Here is a 19,486-nt window from a genome sequence, read left to right as displayed (position 1 = left end):
CCTACGGCTCCAGAGGGAACGCTACGCCGCGCGCGGGCGTGCGCGGGGGCCGACACTCGGTGCCGCCCGGGGTCGGCGGCAGCGCCGCGCCGGTCAGCGGCTGCCCTGCACCCCGGGCGTGACGGCCTCGATGAGGGCGACGGCCTGGTCGAACGGGATGTCGTCCACCAGGTAGGCCTTCTTGCCCGCCGCGGTCGCCGCGACGACGGTCGCCAGCCCGGCCCGTCGCTGCCAGTAGGTCCGGCGGATGGTCCAGCCGATGATGCCCGGTGCCTCCAGACAGTCGCGATTGCGGTCGAGGCTGCCGCGCCGGGTGATCAGCCAGGTCGGTCCGGTGCTGCCGGGCAGCACCCGATGGCCGAGGCTGCGGTAGCGGTCCTCGGCGAGCGCGGCCATGATCGCGGCGAACACCACCGGCAGGCCCCAGAGCCAGCCCGGCAGCGGGCCGAAGCTCAGGGCGACGGCGAGCAGCACGACGACCAGCCCGCCGACCGGCCACGCCGCCTTGGTGTAGCGGCGCCGCCGCGCCGCCGGACCGTGCCGCATCAGCTCGATCGTGCCCAGGGCGGTGCCGGTGATCGGTTGCGGTGCCGCCTGTTTCGTCGACGACGGCGACGCGGCTGACGTGGGCCGGGACGGCTCGGCACCGGAATCCGGTGGTGCCGGGTCGGCGTCGAGCGGCCCGTCGGGCTTGCGGCGGGTGCGGAGCAGTTCGTCGAGGGTGCGTTCGACCGCGGTCCGCGGCGCCTGCGGCAGGATCTTCTGTCGTGGGTTCTCCCCGGTCATGATCATCTCCAGCTGCGCGGCCTTGGCGGCGCGCAGCAGCAGCGGATCATTGAGCGTCGCGCCGCGGAACCGGGCCAGGTCCAGGGTGATCTGGCGGGTGGTGAACAGGCCGTGGCGCAGGTGCAGGGTGGCGCCGTTGTCGATGACCCTGAGCCCGAACCAGGTCGCGAGGTACTGGGCGCAGGCGGCCAGGCTCACCAGCGCCACCGACAGCAGCGTCAGTCCGGTGATGACGATCGCGACGATGGGCGGGCTGTCGTCGTCGAGGTGCTGCACGGCGGGTGATTCCGACAGGATGTCGATGAGCCCGTACTGCGCGCCGAGGCCCGCGATCGGCGCGACGACGGCCAGCCCGGTCAGCGACAGCGGCGCGTAGCGCACCCACGCGGCCTGCCAGTGCCCGATCTCGACCCCCGATTCGGCGGCGGCGTCGTGCGGGGCGACATGCGGGACGCCCGGTGACTCCGGCTGGTCGGTGGGGAATTGCCCGGTGTGCGAGAGCAATTCGGCCCGCAGCGCGGGGATACGGCTGGTGTCGAGCGCGTCGAGCTTGAACTCCTCGCCCTTGTCGGTCTGCTTGCCGGTGCCGATCGCCAGCACCGCCAGCCCGAGCGCGCGGTGCAGCAGCGGCGCTTCCACGTCCACCGAACGGATCCGCGGGCGCGGCACCGACAGGGTCCGGCGCTGCACGATCCCGCTGCGCAGCTGCACGTGATCGGCGTCGATGCGGTAGGAGGTGGTGAACCAGCGCGCGACGCCGAACCCCGCGACCAGGGTCACCGGGATCAGGCTCCAGAGCGGATTGCCGCTGGTGGTGCCGACGATGATCGAACCGAGCAGCACCGGAATGTATTTCATGATCTCGTTGATCGGATAGACCATGAGCATGCGCGGGTCGAGCCGCTGCCACTCGGCCTGCGGCGCGGGCGGGGTGCTCACGTGGCGTCCCCGCGATGCTGGGCGGCGATGGCGGCCAGCCGGGCCACGGTCTGTTCGGCGACCGGGAGATCCAGCGCGCTGATCTTCACCGCGCCCGCCGAGGACGCCGTGGTCACGGTGACGGTGGCCAGCCCGAGTATCCGCTCCAGCGGCCCGCGCTCGGTGTCGACGGTCTGCACCCGCGAGATCGGCGCGACCCGCGACTCCTGGTCCAGCCACCCGACCCGGGTGTACACGGCCTCGTCGGTGACCTCCCAGCGATGTACCGCGTAGCGCCACAGTGGCACCACGACCACCCCGAGCACCGCGCACGCGACGACGAGCACGGCCGCGACCAGCTGCCACCCGCGCCGGTCGGCGTCGAGCAGCGCCCACCCGACGAGCACCACGCACAGCACCGCGACCGCGATCGCGTTCTCCAGCGCCCACAGCAGCTTGGCCTTGGCACTCGGACGCCAGGCCGGTTCGGCCAGAATGGTGGAACGCGGCAGCGACATGAGGCCATGGTTGCATGCGCGGCCGGTGAGTTCACCCCCTCGGGAATACGCGGGGTCGTGCGGAGGGTTGTCGTGCGACGAGGACGACAAACTCGTGCCCGTCCGGGCTCGTGACCAGCCGACCGCACGTTCGGGAAAGAAGTAGCGCATGATCGACGGGGTGACCGAGCTTCCGAACCCGAGCGTTCCCCTGCCGCCGCCGAGTCCCGCCGCCATGCGCCGGGCGCTGCGCCGGGCACGCGACGGTGTCACCCTCAATGTCGACGAGGCCACCGTCCTGCTGCACGCGACCGGCGACGATCTCGCCGATCTGTGCGCCAGCGCGGCCAGGGTCCGCGACGCCGGCCTGGAGTCGGCGGGCAGGCCGCGCACGATCAGCTATTCGCGCAACGTCTTCATCCCGCTCACCAAGTTGTGCCGGGACAAGTGCCACTACTGCACGTTCGTGACGGTGCCGGGCAAGCTGCGCGCCGAGGGCCACGGCATGTTCCTGGAACCGGACGAGGTGCTCGCGATCGCCCGCGAGGGCGCCGCGCTCGGCTGCAAGGAAGCCCTGTTCACCCTGGGCGACCGGCCCGAGGACCGCTGGCCCGAGGCCGCGCAGTGGCTCGACGAGCGCGGCTACGACTCCACCCTGGACTACCTGCGCGCCGTCTCCATCCTGGTGCTCGAGGAGACCGGCCTGCTGCCGCATCTGAACCCCGGCGTGATGAGCTGGGCCGAGATCGCCCGGCTCAAGCCGGTCGCGCAGTCGATGGGGATGATGCTCGAGACCACTTCGACGCGGCTGTTCACCGAGAAGGGGCAGTGCCACTACGGCAGTCCCGACAAGGACCCGGCCGTGCGGCTGCGCTCGATCACCGACGCGGGCAGGCTCTCGGTGCCCTACACCACCGGCATCCTGGTCGGCATCGGCGAGACGCTCACCGAGCGCGCCGAGTCGATCATGGCGATTCGCAAGCAGCACCGCGAGTTCGGGCACATCCAGGAAGTGATCGTGCAGAACTTCCGGGCCAAGGACGACACCGCCATGCGCGATGTCCCCGACGCCGATGTCACCGAGTTCCTGGCCACCGTCGCGGTCACGAGACTGCTGCTGGGACCGGATGTTCCGGTACAGGCGCCGCCGAACCTGGTCTCGCACAGCGATTGCCGCGCCCTGATCGACGCGGGCATCGACGACTGGGGCGGGGTGTCGCCGGCGACGGTCGACCACGTGAATCCCGAACGCCCGTGGCCGAACCTGGACACCCTGCGCGAGATCACCGAGGCGGCCGGCTTCACGCTGGTGGAGCGCACCTCCGCGCACCCGAAATACGTGCGTGCCGGGCACCCGTGGATCGATCCGCGCATCGGCGCGCACGTCGCCGCGCTCACCGACCCGGCGACGGGGCTCGCCAGGCCCGACGCGCTGCCGGTCGGCCTGCCGTGGCAGGAGCCGGACGAATCGTGGGACTCGGTCGGGCGCGTCGACCTGAACACCGCCATCGACACCGAGGGCCGAAACACCGAGAGCCGCAGCGATTCCGGCCTCGGTCAGGAAGTCGTCGGCGCCTTCGGCGACTGGGAGACCATCCGCGAACACGCCCGCGACCTGGCCGTCACCGCGCCCGAGCGGCTCGATTCCGACGTCCTGGCCGCCCTGCGCGCCGCCGAGCGGGATCCGGCCGGCCTGACCGACGATCAGTATCTCGCGCTGGCCACCGCCGACGGCGTGAACATGGACGCCATTGCCGCACTGGCCGATTCGCTGCGCCGCACGGTCAACGGCGACGACGTCACCTATGTGGTGAACCGGAACATCAACTTCACCAACATCTGCTACACCGGCTGCCGGTTCTGCGCGTTCGCCCAGCGCAAGGGCGATGCCGACGCGTTCACGCTGAGCACCGACGAGGTCGCCGACCGCGCCTGGGAAGCGCACGTCGACGGGGCCACCGAGATCTGCATGCAGGGCGGCATCGATCCCGAGCTGCCGGTCACCGGGTACGCCGATCTGGTCCGCGCGATCAAGGCCCGCGTCCCGTCGATGCACGTGCACGCGTTCAGCCCGATGGAGATCGTCAACGGCGCCTCCCGCGGCGGCCAGAGCATCCGCGACTGGCTCGCGGCGCTGAAAGAGGCCGGGCTCGACTCGATTCCGGGCACCGCGGCCGAGATCCTCGACGACGAGGTGCGCTGGGTCCTCACCAAGGGCAAGCTGCCCACCTCGGCCTGGATCGAGGTGATCACCACCGCGCACCAGCTGGGCATCCGGTCCAGCTCGACGATGATGTACGGCCACGTCGACAACCCGAAGCACTGGGTGGGGCACCTGCGGGTGCTGCGCGGCATCCAGGACGAGACCGGCGGCTTCACCGAGTTCGTCCCGCTGCCGTTCGTGCACCAGAGCGCCCCGCTCTACCTGGCGGGCGCGGCCAGGCCGGGCCCGACCAACCGCGACAACCGCGCGGTGCACGCCCTGGCCCGGATCATGCTGCACGGCCGTATCGACAACATCCAGACCAGCTGGGTCAAGCTCGGTACCGTCGGCACCCAGGTGATGCTCACCGGCGGCGCCAACGACCTCGGCGGCACCCTGATGGAGGAGACCATCTCCCGGATGGCCGGCTCCCAGCACGGCTCGGCCAAGACTGTGGCCGAACTCACCGAGATCGCCGCGGGCATCGACCGGCCGGTGCGCGAACGCACCACCGTCTACGGACAGGTGCCACCCAAGCCGGTGGCGCTGCCGCTGTCGATCGGCTGATCCCGAATCCAGGGCCCGATACGCCGGAGGGAAAGAGTGATCGGCTGATCGAGAGTGTGAGTTAGGGCAGGCTGACCTGGGACTGAGGTGCGGTCTCGGGATAGGGTTTCGGTGGCGGAGTACCACCGCAGGTGAGGACAGACTAGGAGAACGGCAGTGCCGTACATCATCGCTGAACCGTGCGTTGACGTGAAGGACAAGGCGTGCATCGAGGAATGCCCCGTGGATTGCATCTACGAGGGTGGCCGCATGCTCTACATCCAACCCGACGAGTGCGTTGACTGTGGTGCGTGTGAGCCGGTCTGCCCGGTGGAGGCGATCTTCTACGAGGACGACACCCCGGACCAGTGGAGCGGCTACATCAACGCCAACGTCGACTTTTTCGACGAGCTCGGTTCCCCCGGCGGCGCCACCAAGGTGGGCAAGGTCGACTTCGACCCGGCCTTCATCAAGGCGCTGCCCCCCATGGCAGAAGAATGAGGGTCAGCAGCCTGCTGCCCGATTTTCCCTGGGACACGATCGCCGCGGTCAAGGAGAAGGCGGCCACACATCCCGGCGGGCTCGTCGACCTCTCGGTCGGCACGCCGGTCGACCCGGTCGATCCGCTGATCCAGGCGGCGCTGGGGTCGGTAGCCGAGGTGCCCGGATACCCGACCACGCACGGCACCCCTGAGCTGCGCGCCGCCACCGTGGCGGCGCTGGCGCGCCGGTTCGGGATCACCGGCGTCGATCCGGCCGCCGTGCTGCCGGTGATCGGCACCAAGGAGCTCATCGCCGGTCTGCCGCGTCTGCTCGGGCTGGGCTCGGAGGATCTGGTCGTGATTCCCGAGATCGCGTACCCGACCTACGAGGTCGGCGTGCTGCTGGCGGGTGCGAAGCCGTGGCGCGCGGACGGGCTCACCCAGATCGGCCCGCAGAAGCCCGCGCTGATCTTCGTGAACTCGCCGTCGAACCCGACCGGCAAGGTGCTCGGGATCGAGCATCTGCGCAAGGTGGTCGCGTTCGCCCGCGAGCGCGGCGCGATCGTCGCCTCCGACGAGTGCTACCTGGGTCTGACCTGGGAGGGCGAGGCGGTCTCGATTCTCGACCCGCGCGTGTGCGACGGCGACCACACCGGTCTGCTGGCGATCCACTCGCTGTCGAAGACCTCGAATCTCGCCAGCTACCGCGCCGGCTTCGTCGCGGGCGATCCGGAGCTGGTCGCCGAACTGCTCGAGGTGCGCAAGCACTCGGGCATGATGCTGCCGTTCCCGATCCAGGCGGCGATGACCGCCGCGCTGAGCGACGACGAGCACGAGGCGCGCCAGCGCGAGCGCTACCGCGCCCGTCGCGAGATCCTGCGAAAGGCATTGCAGGAGGCCGGTTTCCGCATCGACTTCTCCGACGCCGGGCTGTACCTGTGGGTCACCCGCGGGGAGTCGTGCCGGCGCACCCTGGACTGGCTCGCCGAGCGTGGAATCCTCGCCGCGCCCGGTGATTTCTACGGCCCGCGCTCGCCGGAACATGTGCGCATCGCGCTCACCGCGACCGACGAACGGGTGGCCGCCGCGGCCGAACGGCTGGCCTGACCCACCGCTTCCGCAAACCCCGGGCACCCGCGTGCCCGGGGTTTCGTTTGTTCGAAACGCGGTTGTTTCACTGAAAGTCTCGGTATAACAGGTTCTCATTGCAGTCTCGATGAGGAGCCGCTCGGTGCGTGAATTCTTGTATGAAAAGCCAGGTCAGTACCAATACGCCGGGGGTATTTCGCGCCGCGGGTTCCTAGCTGCAACAGGTTTCACGCTAGGGGCGGCCGTGCTGGCGAGTCGCGCGGTCGCCGCAGCAGCGCCCGCGGCCGACGGCGACAAGGTGCCCGCCCTGGTGATCGGCAGCGGGTACGGCGGATCGGTCGCCGCGCTGCGCCTGGCCCAGGCAGGCGTCGACGTCCTCGTCGCCGAGATGGGCATGTCCTGGACGAAACCCGGGCCCGACGGCGACATCTTCTGTCCGGTCCTGAAGCCCGACGGCCGGTCCTACTGGCTGCGCGAGACCACCGATCAGCCGGTGGGGTACTTCATGGGCGGGTCCTACAACAAGGACATCGACCGCTACACCGGCGTGCTCGACTCCGAGGGCTTCGGTGGCATCCGGGTCTACCAGGGCCGCGGCGTCGGCGGCGGCTCGCTGGTCAACGGCGGCATGGCGGTGACGCCCAAGCGGGAGAACTTCGGCGCCATCCTGCCCTCGGTGAATGCCGACGAGATGTACGCCACCTACTACCCACGCGCCAACAGCGCGCTCGGAGTCAACACCATCGACCAGAACTGGTTCGAGTCGGCCGAGTGCTACCAGTTCGCGCGGGTCGGCCGCAAACATGCCGAAAGATCCGGTTTCGGCTGGACTTTCGTGCCCAACGTCTACGACTTCGAGTACATGAAGAAGGAACAGGCGAACACGGTGCGCCGCTCCGCGCTGGCGGGTGAGGTGATCTACGGCAACAACGCGGGCAAGCGCTCGCTGGACAAGACCTACCTGGCGGCGGCCACCGGCACCGGCAAGGTGACCATCGCCGCCCAGCACATGGTCACCTCGGTGACGCCCAGCGGCAGCGGCTACGAGGTGGAGATGGCCGTGATCGACACCCAGGGCCGGACCACCTCGACCAAGAAGGTCGTCGCGGACCGCGTGTTCTTCGCGGCGGGCAGCGTCGGTACCAGCAAGCTGCTGGTCGCGCTGAAAGCCAAAGGGCAGCTGCGCAATCTGTCCGACGCGGTGGGGCAGAAGTGGGGCAACAACGGCAATGTCATGGTCGGCCGGGCCAACCACATGTGGGACGCCACCGGCAGTCTGCAGTCGGCCATGCCCTGCCTCGGCATCGACAACTGGGCCGACGCGGGCGGTCCGGCCTTCGCCGAGGTCGCGCCGTTCCCGTCCGGCATCGAGACCTACGTCAGCCTGTACCTGGCGATCACGAAGAACCCGAACCGGGGCAAATTCACCTTCAACTCCGGCACCGGCAAGGTGGATCTGAACTGGCAGACCGCCTGGAACCAGTCCTCGATCGACGCGGCCAAGCGGATCTTCGACAAGATCAACAAGAAGGAGGGCACGATCTACCGGACCGATCTGTTCGGCGTCTACAAGACCTGGGGTGACGACTTCACCTATCACCCGCTGGGCGGTTGCGTGCTCAACGAGGCCACCGACAATTACGGTCGCCTGCACGGCTATCCGGGCCTCTACGTCATCGACGGCGCGCTGATTCCCGGCAATACCAGCGTGAATCCGTTCGTCACCATCACCGCGCTGGCCGAGCGCAATATCGAGCGGATCATCGCCGACGATCTGCGCTGATCTCGCGTTCCGGCTGCCGGATCGGCTAGGGTCCGGCAGTCGGAGCGGTATGGGATCGAAAGGCTCGTCACGGATGCACGGGGTGGAATTCGGCGCGGGTACGGTCTTCGCCGGGTATCGGATCGAACGGCTGCTCGGCCGGGGTGGGATGGGAACCGTCTACCTGGCGGCGCACCCGCGGCTGCCGCGTCAGGTGGCGCTGAAACTACTGAATCGCGAACTGTCGTCGGACCCGGAGGTGCGCGGGCGGTTCGAACGCGAGGCCGATGTGTCGGCGCACCTGGACCATCCCGGCATCGTGTCGGTGCTCGACCGCGGCGTCGAGGACGGGCTGATGTGGATCTCCATGCAGTACGTCGACGGCACCGACGCGTCGGTGTTCCGGAATTCGCCGGTGGAACCCGCGCGCGCGATCGACATCGTCGCCCAGACCGCCGAGGCGCTGGACTACGCCCACGAGCGCGGGGTCCTGCACCGGGATGTGAAGCCCGCCAACATCTTGCTGGCCGCCGCCCGCACCGGCGACCGTGTGCTGCTCACCGACTTCGGCATCGCCCGCCTGCGCGGTGACGCTCGCCAGCTGACCCGCACCGGGGCCTTCCTGGCCACCCTCGCCTATGCCTCCCCGGAGCAGCTCTCCGGCGCGCCGGTGGACCACCGCTCCGACCAGTACTCCCTGGGCTGCACCCTGTTCACCCTGCTGACCGGCGAAAGTCCGTTCCCCGCCGACAATCCCGGCGCGGTGGTGGCCGCGCACCTGAGCAAGCCGGTGCCGCGCGCGTCCGCGACGGTGCCGACCCTGCCGCCCGGGATCGATGCCGTGATCGCCCGGGCGCTCGCCAAGGACCCGGCCGAAAGGTTCGGCAGCTGTGCGGAGTTCGCGCAGGCGGCGGTGGATGCGCTGGGTGGCGTGACCGGCGCGTCGGCACAGCCGTCGGCCACGTCCGCGCCGAATCATCCAGTGCTGTCGGCCCTTGCGCCGGCGGCGCATGCGCCGGCATCGCAGGGGGTGCGCGCTCCCGGTCCGGGAGGTTCGGCGCCGCAGCGAGCCGGCGCATTGCCGACGTCGAGCTCGACGGCGACCCTGGTGACGGCGCCACCTTCTGGAGCCCGGCCGCCGATCGCCGGTGGCCCCGGCTGGAGCGCGGGACCGCCCGGCTACGGCTCGTATCCGGCCGCGCGATCCGCCTCACCGCGCAAGGCGGTGTCGTCGCGCTGGCGCGCGCTCGCGGTCGCCCTGCTGGTCCTGGCCATGGTCGCCGGTATCGGCGTGGTCGGGATCGGCGCGATCTACTGGAAGTTCGTGCGACCCGGCCGGATCGCGCCGCCGCCGGTGGCGTCGTGGGGCGAGCACCGCTCGCTGCTCTACGACTTCTCCCAGATCCTGCCGAAGGACCCGACCGCCACCGGCTGGTCGGAATCGACGTGTTTCGCCACGGGCGCGCTGGTCGTGCACACCGGTGATCCGGTGCCGATCCGGCAGATCACCTGCACCGACTCCCAGGGCGTCACCTCCTGGTACACCCAGTACGCCACGTCCGCCGACGCGGACGCCTATCTCGACCGGCACGCCACGGCGGACCCCACGACCACCCGTGGCGCCGCCGTCGGCGCCAACGCCACCGTCACGGCCTGGCGTCCCCGCGCCGGTGAGCCGTTCACCCTCGCGGTGCGCCGTGCCGTCGACGGCGTCGGCCAGCCGGTCATCGTCGAGGTCGCCGCGCCCGGCGGCTCGTTCGAATCGACCCAGCTCAACTGGTACCTGTGGGCGCCGCTGTAGCCATCCGCCACGCGCCGAGCGACATCTCGATCCGGGCGATCTCGGGGCCGCGGCGATAGCCTCGGAGTATGGACGCTGTCACGGTGGTTCCGGTGCCCGCGAACGAGCCAGCGCAGTCGTACGCGCCGGGGACGGCGGGGCGGGAGCGGCTGCGGGCGCGGCTGGCCGAGATCGCGGGGGAGTGCGTCGACGTGCCGCTGGTGATCGGGGGACAGGAGCGGGGCGGCGACGGTGAGCGGCACGGGATCGTGGCGCCGCACCGGCGATCGCTGGTGCTGGGGACCTACACCGACACCACGCACGAGGAGGCGAGCGACGCGATCGAGGCGGCGGTGCTGGCGGCGCCGCAGTGGCGCGACCTGTCCTTCGACGAGCGGGCCGCGGTCTTCCTGCGCGCGGCCGATCTGATGTCGGGACCGTGGCGTGAGACCGTGGCGGCGGCGACCATGCTCGGGCAGTCCAAGTCGGCGGTGCAGGCCGAGATCGACGCGCCGTGCGAGCTGGTCGACTTCTGGCGGTTCAATGTCGCCTACGCGCGGCAGATCCTCGAGGAGCAGCCGCGATCGGGGCCCGGCGTCTGGAACCGGATGGACTACCGGCCGCTGGAGGGCTTCGTCTACGCGATCACCCCGTTCAACTTCAGCGCCATCGCGGGCAATCTGCCCACCGCGCCTGCGCTGATGGGCAATACCGTGATCTGGAAGCCCGCACCCACCCAGACCTTGGCGGCGTGGGTCACGATGCGGATCTTGATCGCGGCGGGCCTGCCGCCCGGGGTGATCAATCTGGTCACCGGCGACGGCAGGAACCTCTCCGAGATCGCGCTGTCCGATCCGCGCCTGGCCGGTATTCATTTCACCGGCTCGACCCGCACCTTCCAGCACCTGTGGCAGCAGGTCGGCGCGAATATCGGTGGCTACCACAGCTATCCGCGCCTGGTCGGGGAGACCGGCGGCAAGGACTTCATCCTGGCGCACCCCTCCGCCGATCCGGAGGCGTTGTCCACGGCCATGATTCGCGGCGCCTTCGAGTATCAGGGCCAGAAGTGCTCGGCCGCCTCGCGCGCCTACGTGCCGCGATCGCTGTGGCGGACGATGGGCGAGAAGTTCCTGGCCACGGTGGGGGAGCTGACCTACGGCGATGTCGCCGATCTCGCGAATTTCGGTGGGGCGCTGATCGATCAGCGCGCCTACGACAAGTCGGTGGCCGCCATCGAGCGCGCCAGGGACGCGGGAATCACCATCGCCGCGGGCGGCACCTACGACGACAGCGTGGGGTGGTTCGTCCGGCCGACGGTGCTGCTCGCCGACGATCCGCACGACGAGGCCTTCCGGACCGAGTACTTCGCGCCGATCCTCTCGGTGTACGTCTACGACGACGACGCGCCCGACGCCTTCGAGGTGCTGCTGGCCGAGGTGGATTCGACCTCGCCCTACGCGCTCACCGGCGCGGTCTTCGCCCGCGACCGCGCGGTGATCGAGAAGGCCGCCGCCGCACTGCGCTACGCGGCGGGCAACTTCTACATCAACGACAAGCCCACGGGCGCGGTGGTCGGTCAGCAGCCGTTCGGTGGCGCCAGGGCCTCCGGCACCGACGACAAGGCGGGCTCTCCGCTGAACCTGCTGCGCTGGGTCGCCCCGCGCGTGCTCAAGGAGACCTTCGTCCCGCCGACCGGCTACCGCTATCCGCACATGGACTAGCGCCCGCTGACCAGCCGCAGGAGCACCGCGGGCAGCGCGTCGAGCACATCGGCGGACTGCTCGGCCGGGGTGCCGTAGGTGTGGGCGGCGACCGAGAACCCGGTGCCGAAGGACGCGGAGGCCACCTCGGGGGTGTCCAGGTCCGACCAGCCCCACTTGCTGCCCTGCACCCCGGGCAGCTGGGCGGTGCCCCAGTTCTGGGGCGTGCCGTCGGCGGCGGTGTTGCTCGCGTCCGCCATCCAGCCGAAGATCGGCGAGCCCGGATCGGTGCGCTGCTTGGTGACCAGGAACTCGGTGAGATCGGCGGTGCTCGTGCTGGACCGGCCCCAGTCGGCGCTGCCATGCGTCGCGCGCAGCCCGTATTCGCTCGCGGTGGCTTCGATGGCCTGGGGATACTTGTTCGCCAGCTGGGTGGCCGCGCCGTCGTCGGAGTCGCGGATCATCCGTTCCGCCAGCGCGCGGTCCTCCGGCGCGCCGTCGCCGTGGCGCAGGGCGTAGTCGACGATGTAGAGCTTCGACATCGACAGCGCCGACCGCGATTCGTGCTCGTTGGCGGTGCCCCAGGAGAATCCGCCGGGCGTCCGCACCGACAGCGCCGTCCGCGACGGCACGGTGGCCGGGTCCTCGTCGGCGTTGGCGGCGGGCGCGCCGATCAGCAGACCGGTGGCGGCCGCCGCCACGCACCACATGACTGTTCGCCTGCTCATGAGCGTCCTCCGGTTCTGTGCGACGGACCGATCGTGGGTATGAAACCCGAACGTCGCAGGTCGGCGCGGAAGGCGCGCGGCAGGACCGGTCAGATCAGTGGCTTGCCCCGGCGCTGTCTGCGGCGCATGTCGGCCAGAGTCAGGTTGAACGGAAAGTTGCGGATCACCCGCGGCAGCCGGCCCGTCACCCTGCCGCTCGCCCGCATCAGCCGGTTGAGCGTGCGTTCGTCGCGGTCGGTCCAGGTCATACCCATCTCGTCGCGCAGGTGGGCGGGGAGCAGGCCGGTGGTGAACCAGCGGTGGAACCGGGCGAACGGCAGCCGCAGGGCCGGGCTGATCATCTTCAGATCGAGCAGGTCGTCGAAGTAGGCCTTGATGGTGGCGTCGATGTGCGCCTGCGGCAGATGTTCGGTCCAGTAGGCGTCGAAGGCGGCGCGATCGGCCGGCCACATCTGCCTCGGGACCTGCAAAGTAGTGCCCAGGCGGTGGGCGTATTCGTAGAAGGTGTCGGCGATGTCGTCGTCGGCGGGGCCGTAGATGCGGGCCATCACGTCGACCGCGCCCCAGTACAGGCACGCAGCCACCCACAGCTGCAGGTTCTTGTCGAAGGCGTTGTACTGCACCGGGCTGTCCGCGGTCGAGCGGACGTACTTGTGCGCGCCGTTGATCGCGGTCCGATAGGCGGCGCGATCGGCGTCATCGCCCATCAGGGCCACCGAGAGATAGGTCAGGGTGGTGCGTGTTCGTTTCACCGGATGCCGCATGATGCTGCCGCTGTGGACTCGGGATTCCGCGACGCCGTAGCCGACGGGCGCCAGGCTGAGTTGCATGATCACGTTCGCGGTCGCGCCCCAGAAGGCGGTCGAACCGTCCACGTAGTCCCGGATGTCGAATTCGGCCGGTTCGGTGCGACCCGAACGTGCGCGAGCAAGGATGGTCATCGTTGACCCCTTCATCGGTGAGAGAACTATATGATGAATGTCTCATCATGTCGTCGGGGAGTCAACGGACGGTGGCGCGCGCGGGCCGAACCGCGCCGCGTTAGCGTGGACGGATGCCCTACGGTCCGCCGCTGCTGCTCGCCTCGCTCGATCCGGTCGCCGTCGCCGCCGGTGCCGACATTCCCGACGCCGTCACCATCGATGATGCCACTCTGTCGCGCTCCGATCTGCTGGGTGCGGCGACCTCGGTGGCCGAGCGGATCGCGCGCGCCGACCGGGTCGCGGTGCTGGCCGAACCGACCGTGCGCACCGTGCTGGCCGTGGTCGGCTGTCTGATCGCCGGCGTGACGGTGGTGCCGGTGCCGCCCGATTCCGGTGCGGCTGAACTCGAGCACATCCTGCGCGATTCCGGTGCGCAGGCCTGGCTCGGCGCGGCGCCGGAGGGCACCGGGCTGCCGGTGGTGCCGGTGCGGCTGCACGCGCGGTCCTGGCACACCTACCCCGAACCCGATCCCGCGTCGACGGCCTTCATCCTCTACACCTCCGGGACCACCGGCGCGCCCAAGGGCGTGATGCTCAGCCGCGCTGCCATCGCGGCCGGCCTCGACGCGCTCGCCGAGGCGTGGGGCTGGACCTGGAAAGACACCCTCGTGCACGGGCTTCCGCTGTTCCACGTGCACGGGCTGATCCTGGGCCTGCTCGGGCCGCTGCGGGTCGGCAGCCCGGTGATCCACACCGGCAAGCCGACGCCCGAGGCCTACGCGGCGGCGGGCGGCAGCCTGTACTTCGGGGTGCCGACGGTGTGGTCACGGATCGTCGAAAAGCCCGATTCGGCACGGCAATTGGGCAAGGCGCGACTACTGGTGTCGGGGAGCGCGCCACTGCCGGTGCCGGTGTTCGAGAAGCTGGCCGAGCTCACCGGGCAGCCGCCGGTGGAGCGCTACGGCATGAGCGAAACCATGATCACCCTGTCCACCCGCGCCGACGGCGAGCGCAGGCCGGGCTGGGTCGGCACGCCCGTGCGCGGCGTGGAAACCCGGCTGCGCGACGAATCCGACGCCGCGGTCCCGCATGACGGCGAGAGCATCGGCGCGCTCCAGGTGCGCGGCCCGATGCTGTTCGACGGTTACCTCAACCGTCCCGATGCCACCGCGGCGGACTGGACCGAGGACGGCTGGTTCCGCACCGGTGACGTGGCCGTCATCGACGCCGACGGATTCCACCGCATCGTCGGACGCGAGTCCATCGACCTGATCAAGTCCGGCGGCTACCGGATCGGCGCCGGCGAGATCGAGACCGCGCTGCTCGGCCATCCGGCGGTCGCCGAGGTCGCGGTGGTCGGCCTGCCCGACGACGACCTGGGCCAGCGCATCGTCGCCTTCGTGGTGCCGCGCGACGGCGGTTCCGCCGAGCTCGGCACCGAGCTGATCGCCCATGTGGGCGCCCAGGTCTCGGCGCACAAGCGGCCCCGCGAGGTCCGGTTCGTCGACGCGCTGCCGCGCAACGCCATGGGCAAGGTGCAGAAGAAGCTGCTCGGCTGACTCAGCGGGGCCGTGTGGTGCTCCCGCGCGCGCTGAGTTTCCGGATCGGTCCGATCAGCGCGTGATAGATGGGCCGTACCGCGCGGCCGGGCAGATAGCGATGCCGTTCCTCCGCCCACACCCGCGCCCTGCGGTGGGCCGCGAGCGGGGAGAACCGTTCGGGATCGGGCGGCTCGCTGACGTGGAACTCGATGCGGCACAGGTGTTTCGTATTGACGAAGCCGTACTGGCTCGGGCTCACCAGCCGGATCGGCGCGCCGTGGTCGCTGTCGAGCGGTTGTCCGTCGAGCCGGTCGGCGAGCAGGACGTCGCCGGTCAGGACGTCGTCGAGCAGCACGATCGACTGGTATCCGTCGAGCCCCGCGAAGACGACGTGGCTGATCCGCGCGTCCGGGCGCAGCAGTGGTTCGACCCGCAGCCGGTAGAAGGTCTCGAAGGGGATGCCCTCCCAGCGCAGCCCGGTCGCCGACCATCCGGCGACGCAGTGGAAGTCGGCCAGCATCTGCGTTCGGGGGAGCTCCGCGAGTGCGGCCGGCGACAGCGTGACGGTGTCGGTGAGCGCTCCGCCGAGCTCGATTCCCGGATCGGCGGGGATCGGTGGCGGCGGGTGGTGGAGGTGGGTGCCGAAGCGCGGGAAGCCCTCGACCGCGCGTTGACCAGGGGGAAGTGCCATGACGATCCTCCAGTTATACGGTTCCGTATAACTGGCAGCCTAGCGCGGGTCGGCGCCGTCGTCGAGAGCCGGGGATTGACCTCGAGTGCGGTTCAGGTCCTACGGTCGGGGCATGAGCGCAACGCTGACGCCCGAGCATCTCGACTACCTGGCCACCCAGAAATTGGGCAGGCTGGCGACCGTGCGGGCCGACGGGACCCCGCAGAACAACCCCGTCGGCTTCCGCTACAACGCCGAGCTCGGGACCATCGACATCGCGGGCTGGAACATGGCCGCCTCCAAGAAGTTCCGCAATCTCGCCGACAACGAGCACGTCGCGTTCGTCGTCGACGACATCGCCTCGGTGCGGCCGTGGCGGGTGCGCTGTCTGGAGATCCGCGGCACCGCCGAGGCGCTGACCGAGGTCGAGTCCTACATCACCGAGCGCCCCGACGCGCTCATCCGAATCCACCCGACCAGGGTCATCGCCTTCGGTCTCACCCCGGAATCCGTACCGCGCTGAGCTTTTCGGGGTTGCGCACGCAGTACACCGCCGTGACGACGCCGTCGGTGACCTCGATGGAGGTCACCTGGTCCAGGACGCCGTCGATCGTCACGGCCACGCCGGGCATCGCGTTGAAGACGCCGACGCGCACGCCCACCTCGCCCATTCGGTCGCCCTTGGCGAGCAGGCCGATGACCAAGCGCGCCACCTTGTCCGGGCCGAGGACCGGCCTGCGCACCGCGTTGACCACGCCGCCGCCGTCGCCGATATAGACCACATCGGGCGCGAGCACGTCCATCAGCGCCTGCACATCGCCGGTGGCCGCCGCGATCGAGAACCGTTCCACCACCGACTGCGCCTCGGCCGGGGTCGCGATCGCGGTGTGCCGCTTCTCGTGCACGCGATCCCTGGCCCGCTGATTCAGTTGCCGCACCGCGGTCTCGGACTTGCCGACCGCCGCGGCGATCTCGGCGTAGCTGAACGCGAAGACCTCGCGGAGCACGAAGACCGCGCGCTGTACCGGCGTCAGCGTCTCCAGCACGAGCAGCATCGCGGTGGTCACCGCCTCGCCGGTCAGTACGTGCTCGACCCCGCCCTCGGACTCCGCCGCCAGCGGCTCGGGCAGCCACGGCCCGATGTACTCCTCGCGCCTGCGCGCGGCCGAGCGCAGCACGCCGATCGCCTGCCTGGTGACGATCTGGGCCAGGTAGGCGCGCGGATTCTCGACGCTCGCGTGGTCGACCTCGCGCCAGCGCAGGTAGCTGTCGTGCAGCACGTCCTCGGCGTCGACGACCGAGCCGAGGATCTCGTAGGCGATGGAGAACAGCAGTCTGCGGTTCTCGGCGAACACCCGCTCGGGCTCGGTGGTCACTGTTTCGGGCCGCTCAACCACACGCTGTTGCCGGTGCGCGCGGCCCACGCGGCGTACCGGACGATGCGCTCCTTGGCGAACGCCGCGCCGCGACCGTCGAACGAGACCGGCAGCGGGCTGTCGTCGCGGCGCGAGGCCTGGACGACGGCGTCGCGCCTGCCGATACTCAGCGCCTGGCCGCCGTATCCCATCGAATACGGCTGCGGCTCGCGTTCTTCGATCATCCGGGCGAGCGTATCCACCGCGTGCGCGCCCTGCGGCGCCGCGGTCGCGCAGGCCATGCGCGCGCCGGGCACCGCGGCGCAGTCACCGACGACGAACACCCGCGGATCGGTCACGCTGCGCAGGTACGGATCCACCAGCGCCCTACCGCCCGCGTTCACCGCGAGCCCGCTGCGCGCGGCCAGGTCGGGCACGGCCGACACCACCGCCCACAGCGTCAGGTCCGACGCGAGCGCGGCGCCCGAGCCCAGCTCGACCGTGCCGTCACCGACGCGCTCGACCGTACCGGTGACGACCTCGACGCCCAGCCTGGCCAATCCGCGCCGCACCCGCCGCTGTCCGCCCGCCGACAAGCTCGCGCCGATCTCGGCCCCCACCAGCCGGATGCGCAGATCCGGTCGGGCCTGTCCGAGCTCGGCCGCGGTCTCGATGCCGGTGAGCCCACCCCCGACGACGGTGACGGTCCGGTCGGCGGGCAGCGCCGCCAGTGCCGTGCGGGCCTGTTCGGCGCCCTCCCACGTGCCGACCGGAATCGCGCCGGGCAGCGGCGCGGCCGTGCTGCCGACGGCGACGAACAGGTAGTCGAAACCGAGCTCGGTCCCGTCGTCGAGGGTCACGGTCCCGTCGCCGATCTTGTCCGCGCCCGCCACCCGGGTCGCGATGGTGGGCACGAGCATCTCGGCGAGGGGAGTCGCGGCCGTGCCCGTGCCGGCCAGGTGCTCGTGCAGCCGCACCCGCTCGACGAAATCGGGCCGTGGATTGACCACGGTGATCCGGGCTGTCGGCACCTTCTTCGCCAGCCGGTTCGCCGCCCCTGTGCCCGCGTACCCTGCGCCGATCACCACGATGTCCATCGTCTGCCTCCTGCCGGAAAGAACTGGGTCGACCATGGGATGCGGGTGGACGCCCGGTTGTGATGGTGACGCTCGTCACTGTCGATCGGGCGGTCGNCTGTTCCGCCGCAACTCCACCACCGGCGCGGTCGAGGTCGTCCCGCGCAAGGGCACCGGGATCGAGCTCAACGCCGCGCTGCACGCGAACGACTGAGCCAGGCTTTCCGGCGGCCCCGCACTCGCGCGAGTGCGGGGCCGCCGGAAAGCCTGGCTCAGTCGTTCGCGTGCAGCGCGGCGTTGAGCTCGATCCCGGTGCCCTTGCGCGGGACGACCTCGACCGCGCCGGTGGTGGAGTTGCGGCGGAACAGCAGGTTGTTCTGGCCGGACAGGGTCGCGGCCTTGACCACGGTGCCGTCCGGGCCGGTGACCTTGGTGCCCGCGGTGACGTAGAGGCCCGCCTCGATCACGCAGTCGTCGCCCAGCGAGATGCCCAGGCCGGAGTTGGCGCCGAGCAGCGAGCGCTCGCCCACCGAGATCACCTGGGTGCCGCCGCCGGACAGGGTGCCCATGATCGACGCGCCGCCGCCGACGTCGGTGCCGTCGCCGACCACGACACCGGCCGAGATGCGGCCCTCGACCATCGAATTGCCCAGGGTGCCCGCGTTGAAGTTGACGAAGCCCTCGTGCATGACGGTGGTGCCCGGGGCCAGGTGCGCGCCGAGGCGGACCCGGTCGGCGTCGCCGATGCGGACGCCCGAGGGCACCACGTAGTCGACCAGGCGGGGGAACTTGTCGACGCTGAGCACGGTGACCGGGCCGCGGGCGCGCAGCTTCAGCCGGGTCTGCTCGAAGCCGTCCACCGCGCACGGGCCGTGGTTGGTCCACACCACATTGCTGAGCAGGCCGAACTGGCCGTCGAGGCTCAGGCCGTGCGGCCGCACGAGGCGGTGCGAGAGCAGGTGCAGGCGCAGGTAGACGTCGTGCGCGTCGACCGGGGCGGCCGACAGGTCGGCGATCGTGGTGCGCACCGCGATCACCTCGACGCCGCGCGCCGCGTCGACACCGAGCAGCTCGGCGAACTCGCCCGCCTCGGCGGCGTCGACGCGCTTGGAGCCGGTCTCGGTGAATTCGCCCAGCTCGGGGCTGGGGTACCAGGTGTCGAGGACGGTGCCGTCCGAGGTCACGTTGGCGATACCGACTGCGGTTGCTCCCTGAATGCTCACGGAGTTCATTTTGCCGGGTCCGCGACGCTTTGTGTCGGCCACCCCCGGGCCGGACACCGAACCCGGGTGTGCGGACGGCGATCGTCCGCACACCCGGGCGTCCACCGGTTCAGGGCAGAGCGTCGGCAGTGGCCGCGTTCTCGGCTGCCCGACGTCGAGTGGCCGCTTCGTGCGAACGCGCCGCCCGGCGAACGCGGCGAGCCGGGG

General features: G+C 70.5%; 16 protein-coding genes. 8 read left to right on the top strand and 8 right to left on the bottom strand.

Going from position 1 to position 19,486, the window contains the following annotated elements:
* Positions 1-93: 93 nt before the first annotated feature.
* Both V8688_RS09650 and V8688_RS09645 read right to left on the bottom strand, forming a co-directional pair.
* Positions 94-1,674, bottom strand: a complete 1,581-nt coding sequence (locus V8688_RS09650; RefSeq protein WP_342800658.1) for a PH domain-containing protein — start codon at positions 1,672-1,674, stop codon at positions 94-96.
* A gap of 47 nt (positions 1,675-1,721) precedes the next feature.
* Positions 1,722-2,222, bottom strand: a complete 501-nt coding sequence (locus tag V8688_RS09645; RefSeq protein WP_342800648.1) for a PH domain-containing protein — start codon at positions 2,220-2,222, stop codon at positions 1,722-1,724.
* A gap of 148 nt (positions 2,223-2,370) precedes the next feature.
* Here V8688_RS09645 and V8688_RS09640 point away from each other — a divergent pair, with 148 nt between their 5' ends.
* From V8688_RS09640 to pruA, 6 genes are all read left to right on the top strand, one after another.
* Complete coding sequence (locus tag V8688_RS09640; RefSeq protein ID WP_342800647.1) at positions 2,371-4,971, top strand: bifunctional FO biosynthesis protein CofGH; 2,601 nt, start codon at positions 2,371-2,373, stop codon at positions 4,969-4,971.
* A 156-nt stretch (positions 4,972-5,127) separates the two neighbouring features.
* Positions 5,128-5,451 carry a ferredoxin gene (fdxA, locus tag V8688_RS09635; protein WP_189026332.1) on the top strand — a complete coding sequence of 108 codons (324 nt, stop codon included), beginning with the start codon at positions 5,128-5,130 and terminating at the stop codon, positions 5,449-5,451.
* Positions 5,448-6,539: a succinyldiaminopimelate transaminase gene (gene dapC, locus V8688_RS09630; RefSeq protein WP_342800646.1), complete on the top strand. Its 1,092-nt coding sequence runs from the start codon at positions 5,448-5,450 to the stop codon at positions 6,537-6,539. The genes fdxA and dapC overlap by 4 nt, the downstream gene beginning before the upstream one ends.
* A 109-nt stretch (positions 6,540-6,648) precedes the next feature.
* Positions 6,649-8,304 carry a GMC oxidoreductase gene (locus V8688_RS09625; RefSeq protein ID WP_342800645.1) on the top strand — a complete coding sequence of 552 codons (1,656 nt, stop codon included), beginning with the start codon at positions 6,649-6,651 and terminating at the stop codon, positions 8,302-8,304.
* A 73-nt stretch (positions 8,305-8,377) separates the two neighbouring features.
* Positions 8,378-10,084 carry a protein kinase gene (locus V8688_RS09620; protein ID WP_342800644.1) on the top strand — a complete coding sequence of 569 codons (1,707 nt, stop codon included), beginning with the start codon at positions 8,378-8,380 and terminating at the stop codon, positions 10,082-10,084.
* A gap of 68 nt (positions 10,085-10,152) precedes the next feature.
* On the top strand, positions 10,153-11,784 hold the full coding sequence (gene pruA, locus V8688_RS09615) for an L-glutamate gamma-semialdehyde dehydrogenase (RefSeq protein ID WP_218719877.1): 1,632 nt from the start codon (positions 10,153-10,155) through the stop codon (positions 11,782-11,784).
* Here pruA and V8688_RS09610 read toward each other — a convergent pair.
* Entirely contained in the window at positions 11,781-12,491 is a 711-nt protein-coding gene (locus V8688_RS09610; protein WP_255588185.1) for a hypothetical protein, read from the bottom strand. The genes pruA and V8688_RS09610 overlap by 4 nt on opposite strands.
* Positions 12,492-12,580: 89 nt before the next feature.
* Complete coding sequence (locus V8688_RS09605; protein ID WP_218719878.1) at positions 12,581-13,432, bottom strand: oxygenase MpaB family protein; 852 nt, start codon at positions 13,430-13,432, stop codon at positions 12,581-12,583.
* Between the two features lie 113 nt (positions 13,433-13,545).
* Between V8688_RS09605 and V8688_RS09600 the strand changes: the two genes are divergently transcribed.
* A complete protein-coding gene (locus V8688_RS09600) occupies positions 13,546-14,973 on the top strand; it encodes an acyl-CoA synthetase (RefSeq protein ID WP_316575954.1) in 1,428 nt (475 codons plus the stop codon).
* 1 nt (position 14,974) lies between these two features.
* On the opposite strand, the gene V8688_RS09595 is transcribed toward V8688_RS09600, so the two are convergent.
* Complete coding sequence (locus V8688_RS09595; RefSeq protein ID WP_316575953.1) at positions 14,975-15,646, bottom strand: molybdopterin-dependent oxidoreductase; 672 nt, start codon at positions 15,644-15,646, stop codon at positions 14,975-14,977.
* Positions 15,647-15,758: 112 nt separating this feature from the next.
* Here V8688_RS09595 and V8688_RS09590 point away from each other — a divergent pair, with 112 nt between their 5' ends.
* Positions 15,759-16,148, top strand: coding sequence for a PPOX class F420-dependent oxidoreductase (locus tag V8688_RS09590; protein WP_218719881.1), 390 nt, complete (start codon positions 15,759-15,761; stop codon positions 16,146-16,148).
* Here the strand turns inward: V8688_RS09590 and V8688_RS09585 are convergent.
* The 3 genes from V8688_RS09585 to dapD form a co-directional block, all read right to left on the bottom strand.
* On the bottom strand, positions 16,123-17,001 hold the full coding sequence (locus V8688_RS09585; RefSeq protein ID WP_342800643.1) for an RNA polymerase sigma-70 factor: 879 nt from the start codon (positions 16,999-17,001) through the stop codon (positions 16,123-16,125). The genes V8688_RS09590 and V8688_RS09585 overlap by 26 nt on opposite strands.
* Complete coding sequence (locus V8688_RS09580; RefSeq protein ID WP_342800642.1) at positions 16,998-18,077, bottom strand: FAD-dependent oxidoreductase; 1,080 nt, start codon at positions 18,075-18,077, stop codon at positions 16,998-17,000. Before V8688_RS09580 ends, V8688_RS09585 begins: the two co-directional genes overlap by 4 nt.
* Positions 18,078-18,328: 251 nt before the next feature.
* Positions 18,329-19,279: a 2,3,4,5-tetrahydropyridine-2,6-dicarboxylate N-succinyltransferase gene (dapD, locus tag V8688_RS09575; protein ID WP_342800641.1), complete on the bottom strand. Its 951-nt coding sequence runs from the start codon at positions 19,277-19,279 to the stop codon at positions 18,329-18,331.
* Positions 19,280-19,486: the final 207 nt, after the last annotated feature.

Source organism: Nocardia sp. No.11, from assembly GCF_038752175.1.
GTDB lineage: Bacteria > Actinomycetota > Actinomycetes > Mycobacteriales > Mycobacteriaceae > Nocardia > Nocardia canadensis.
This window is presented reverse-complemented; position numbering and strand designations above follow the sequence as displayed.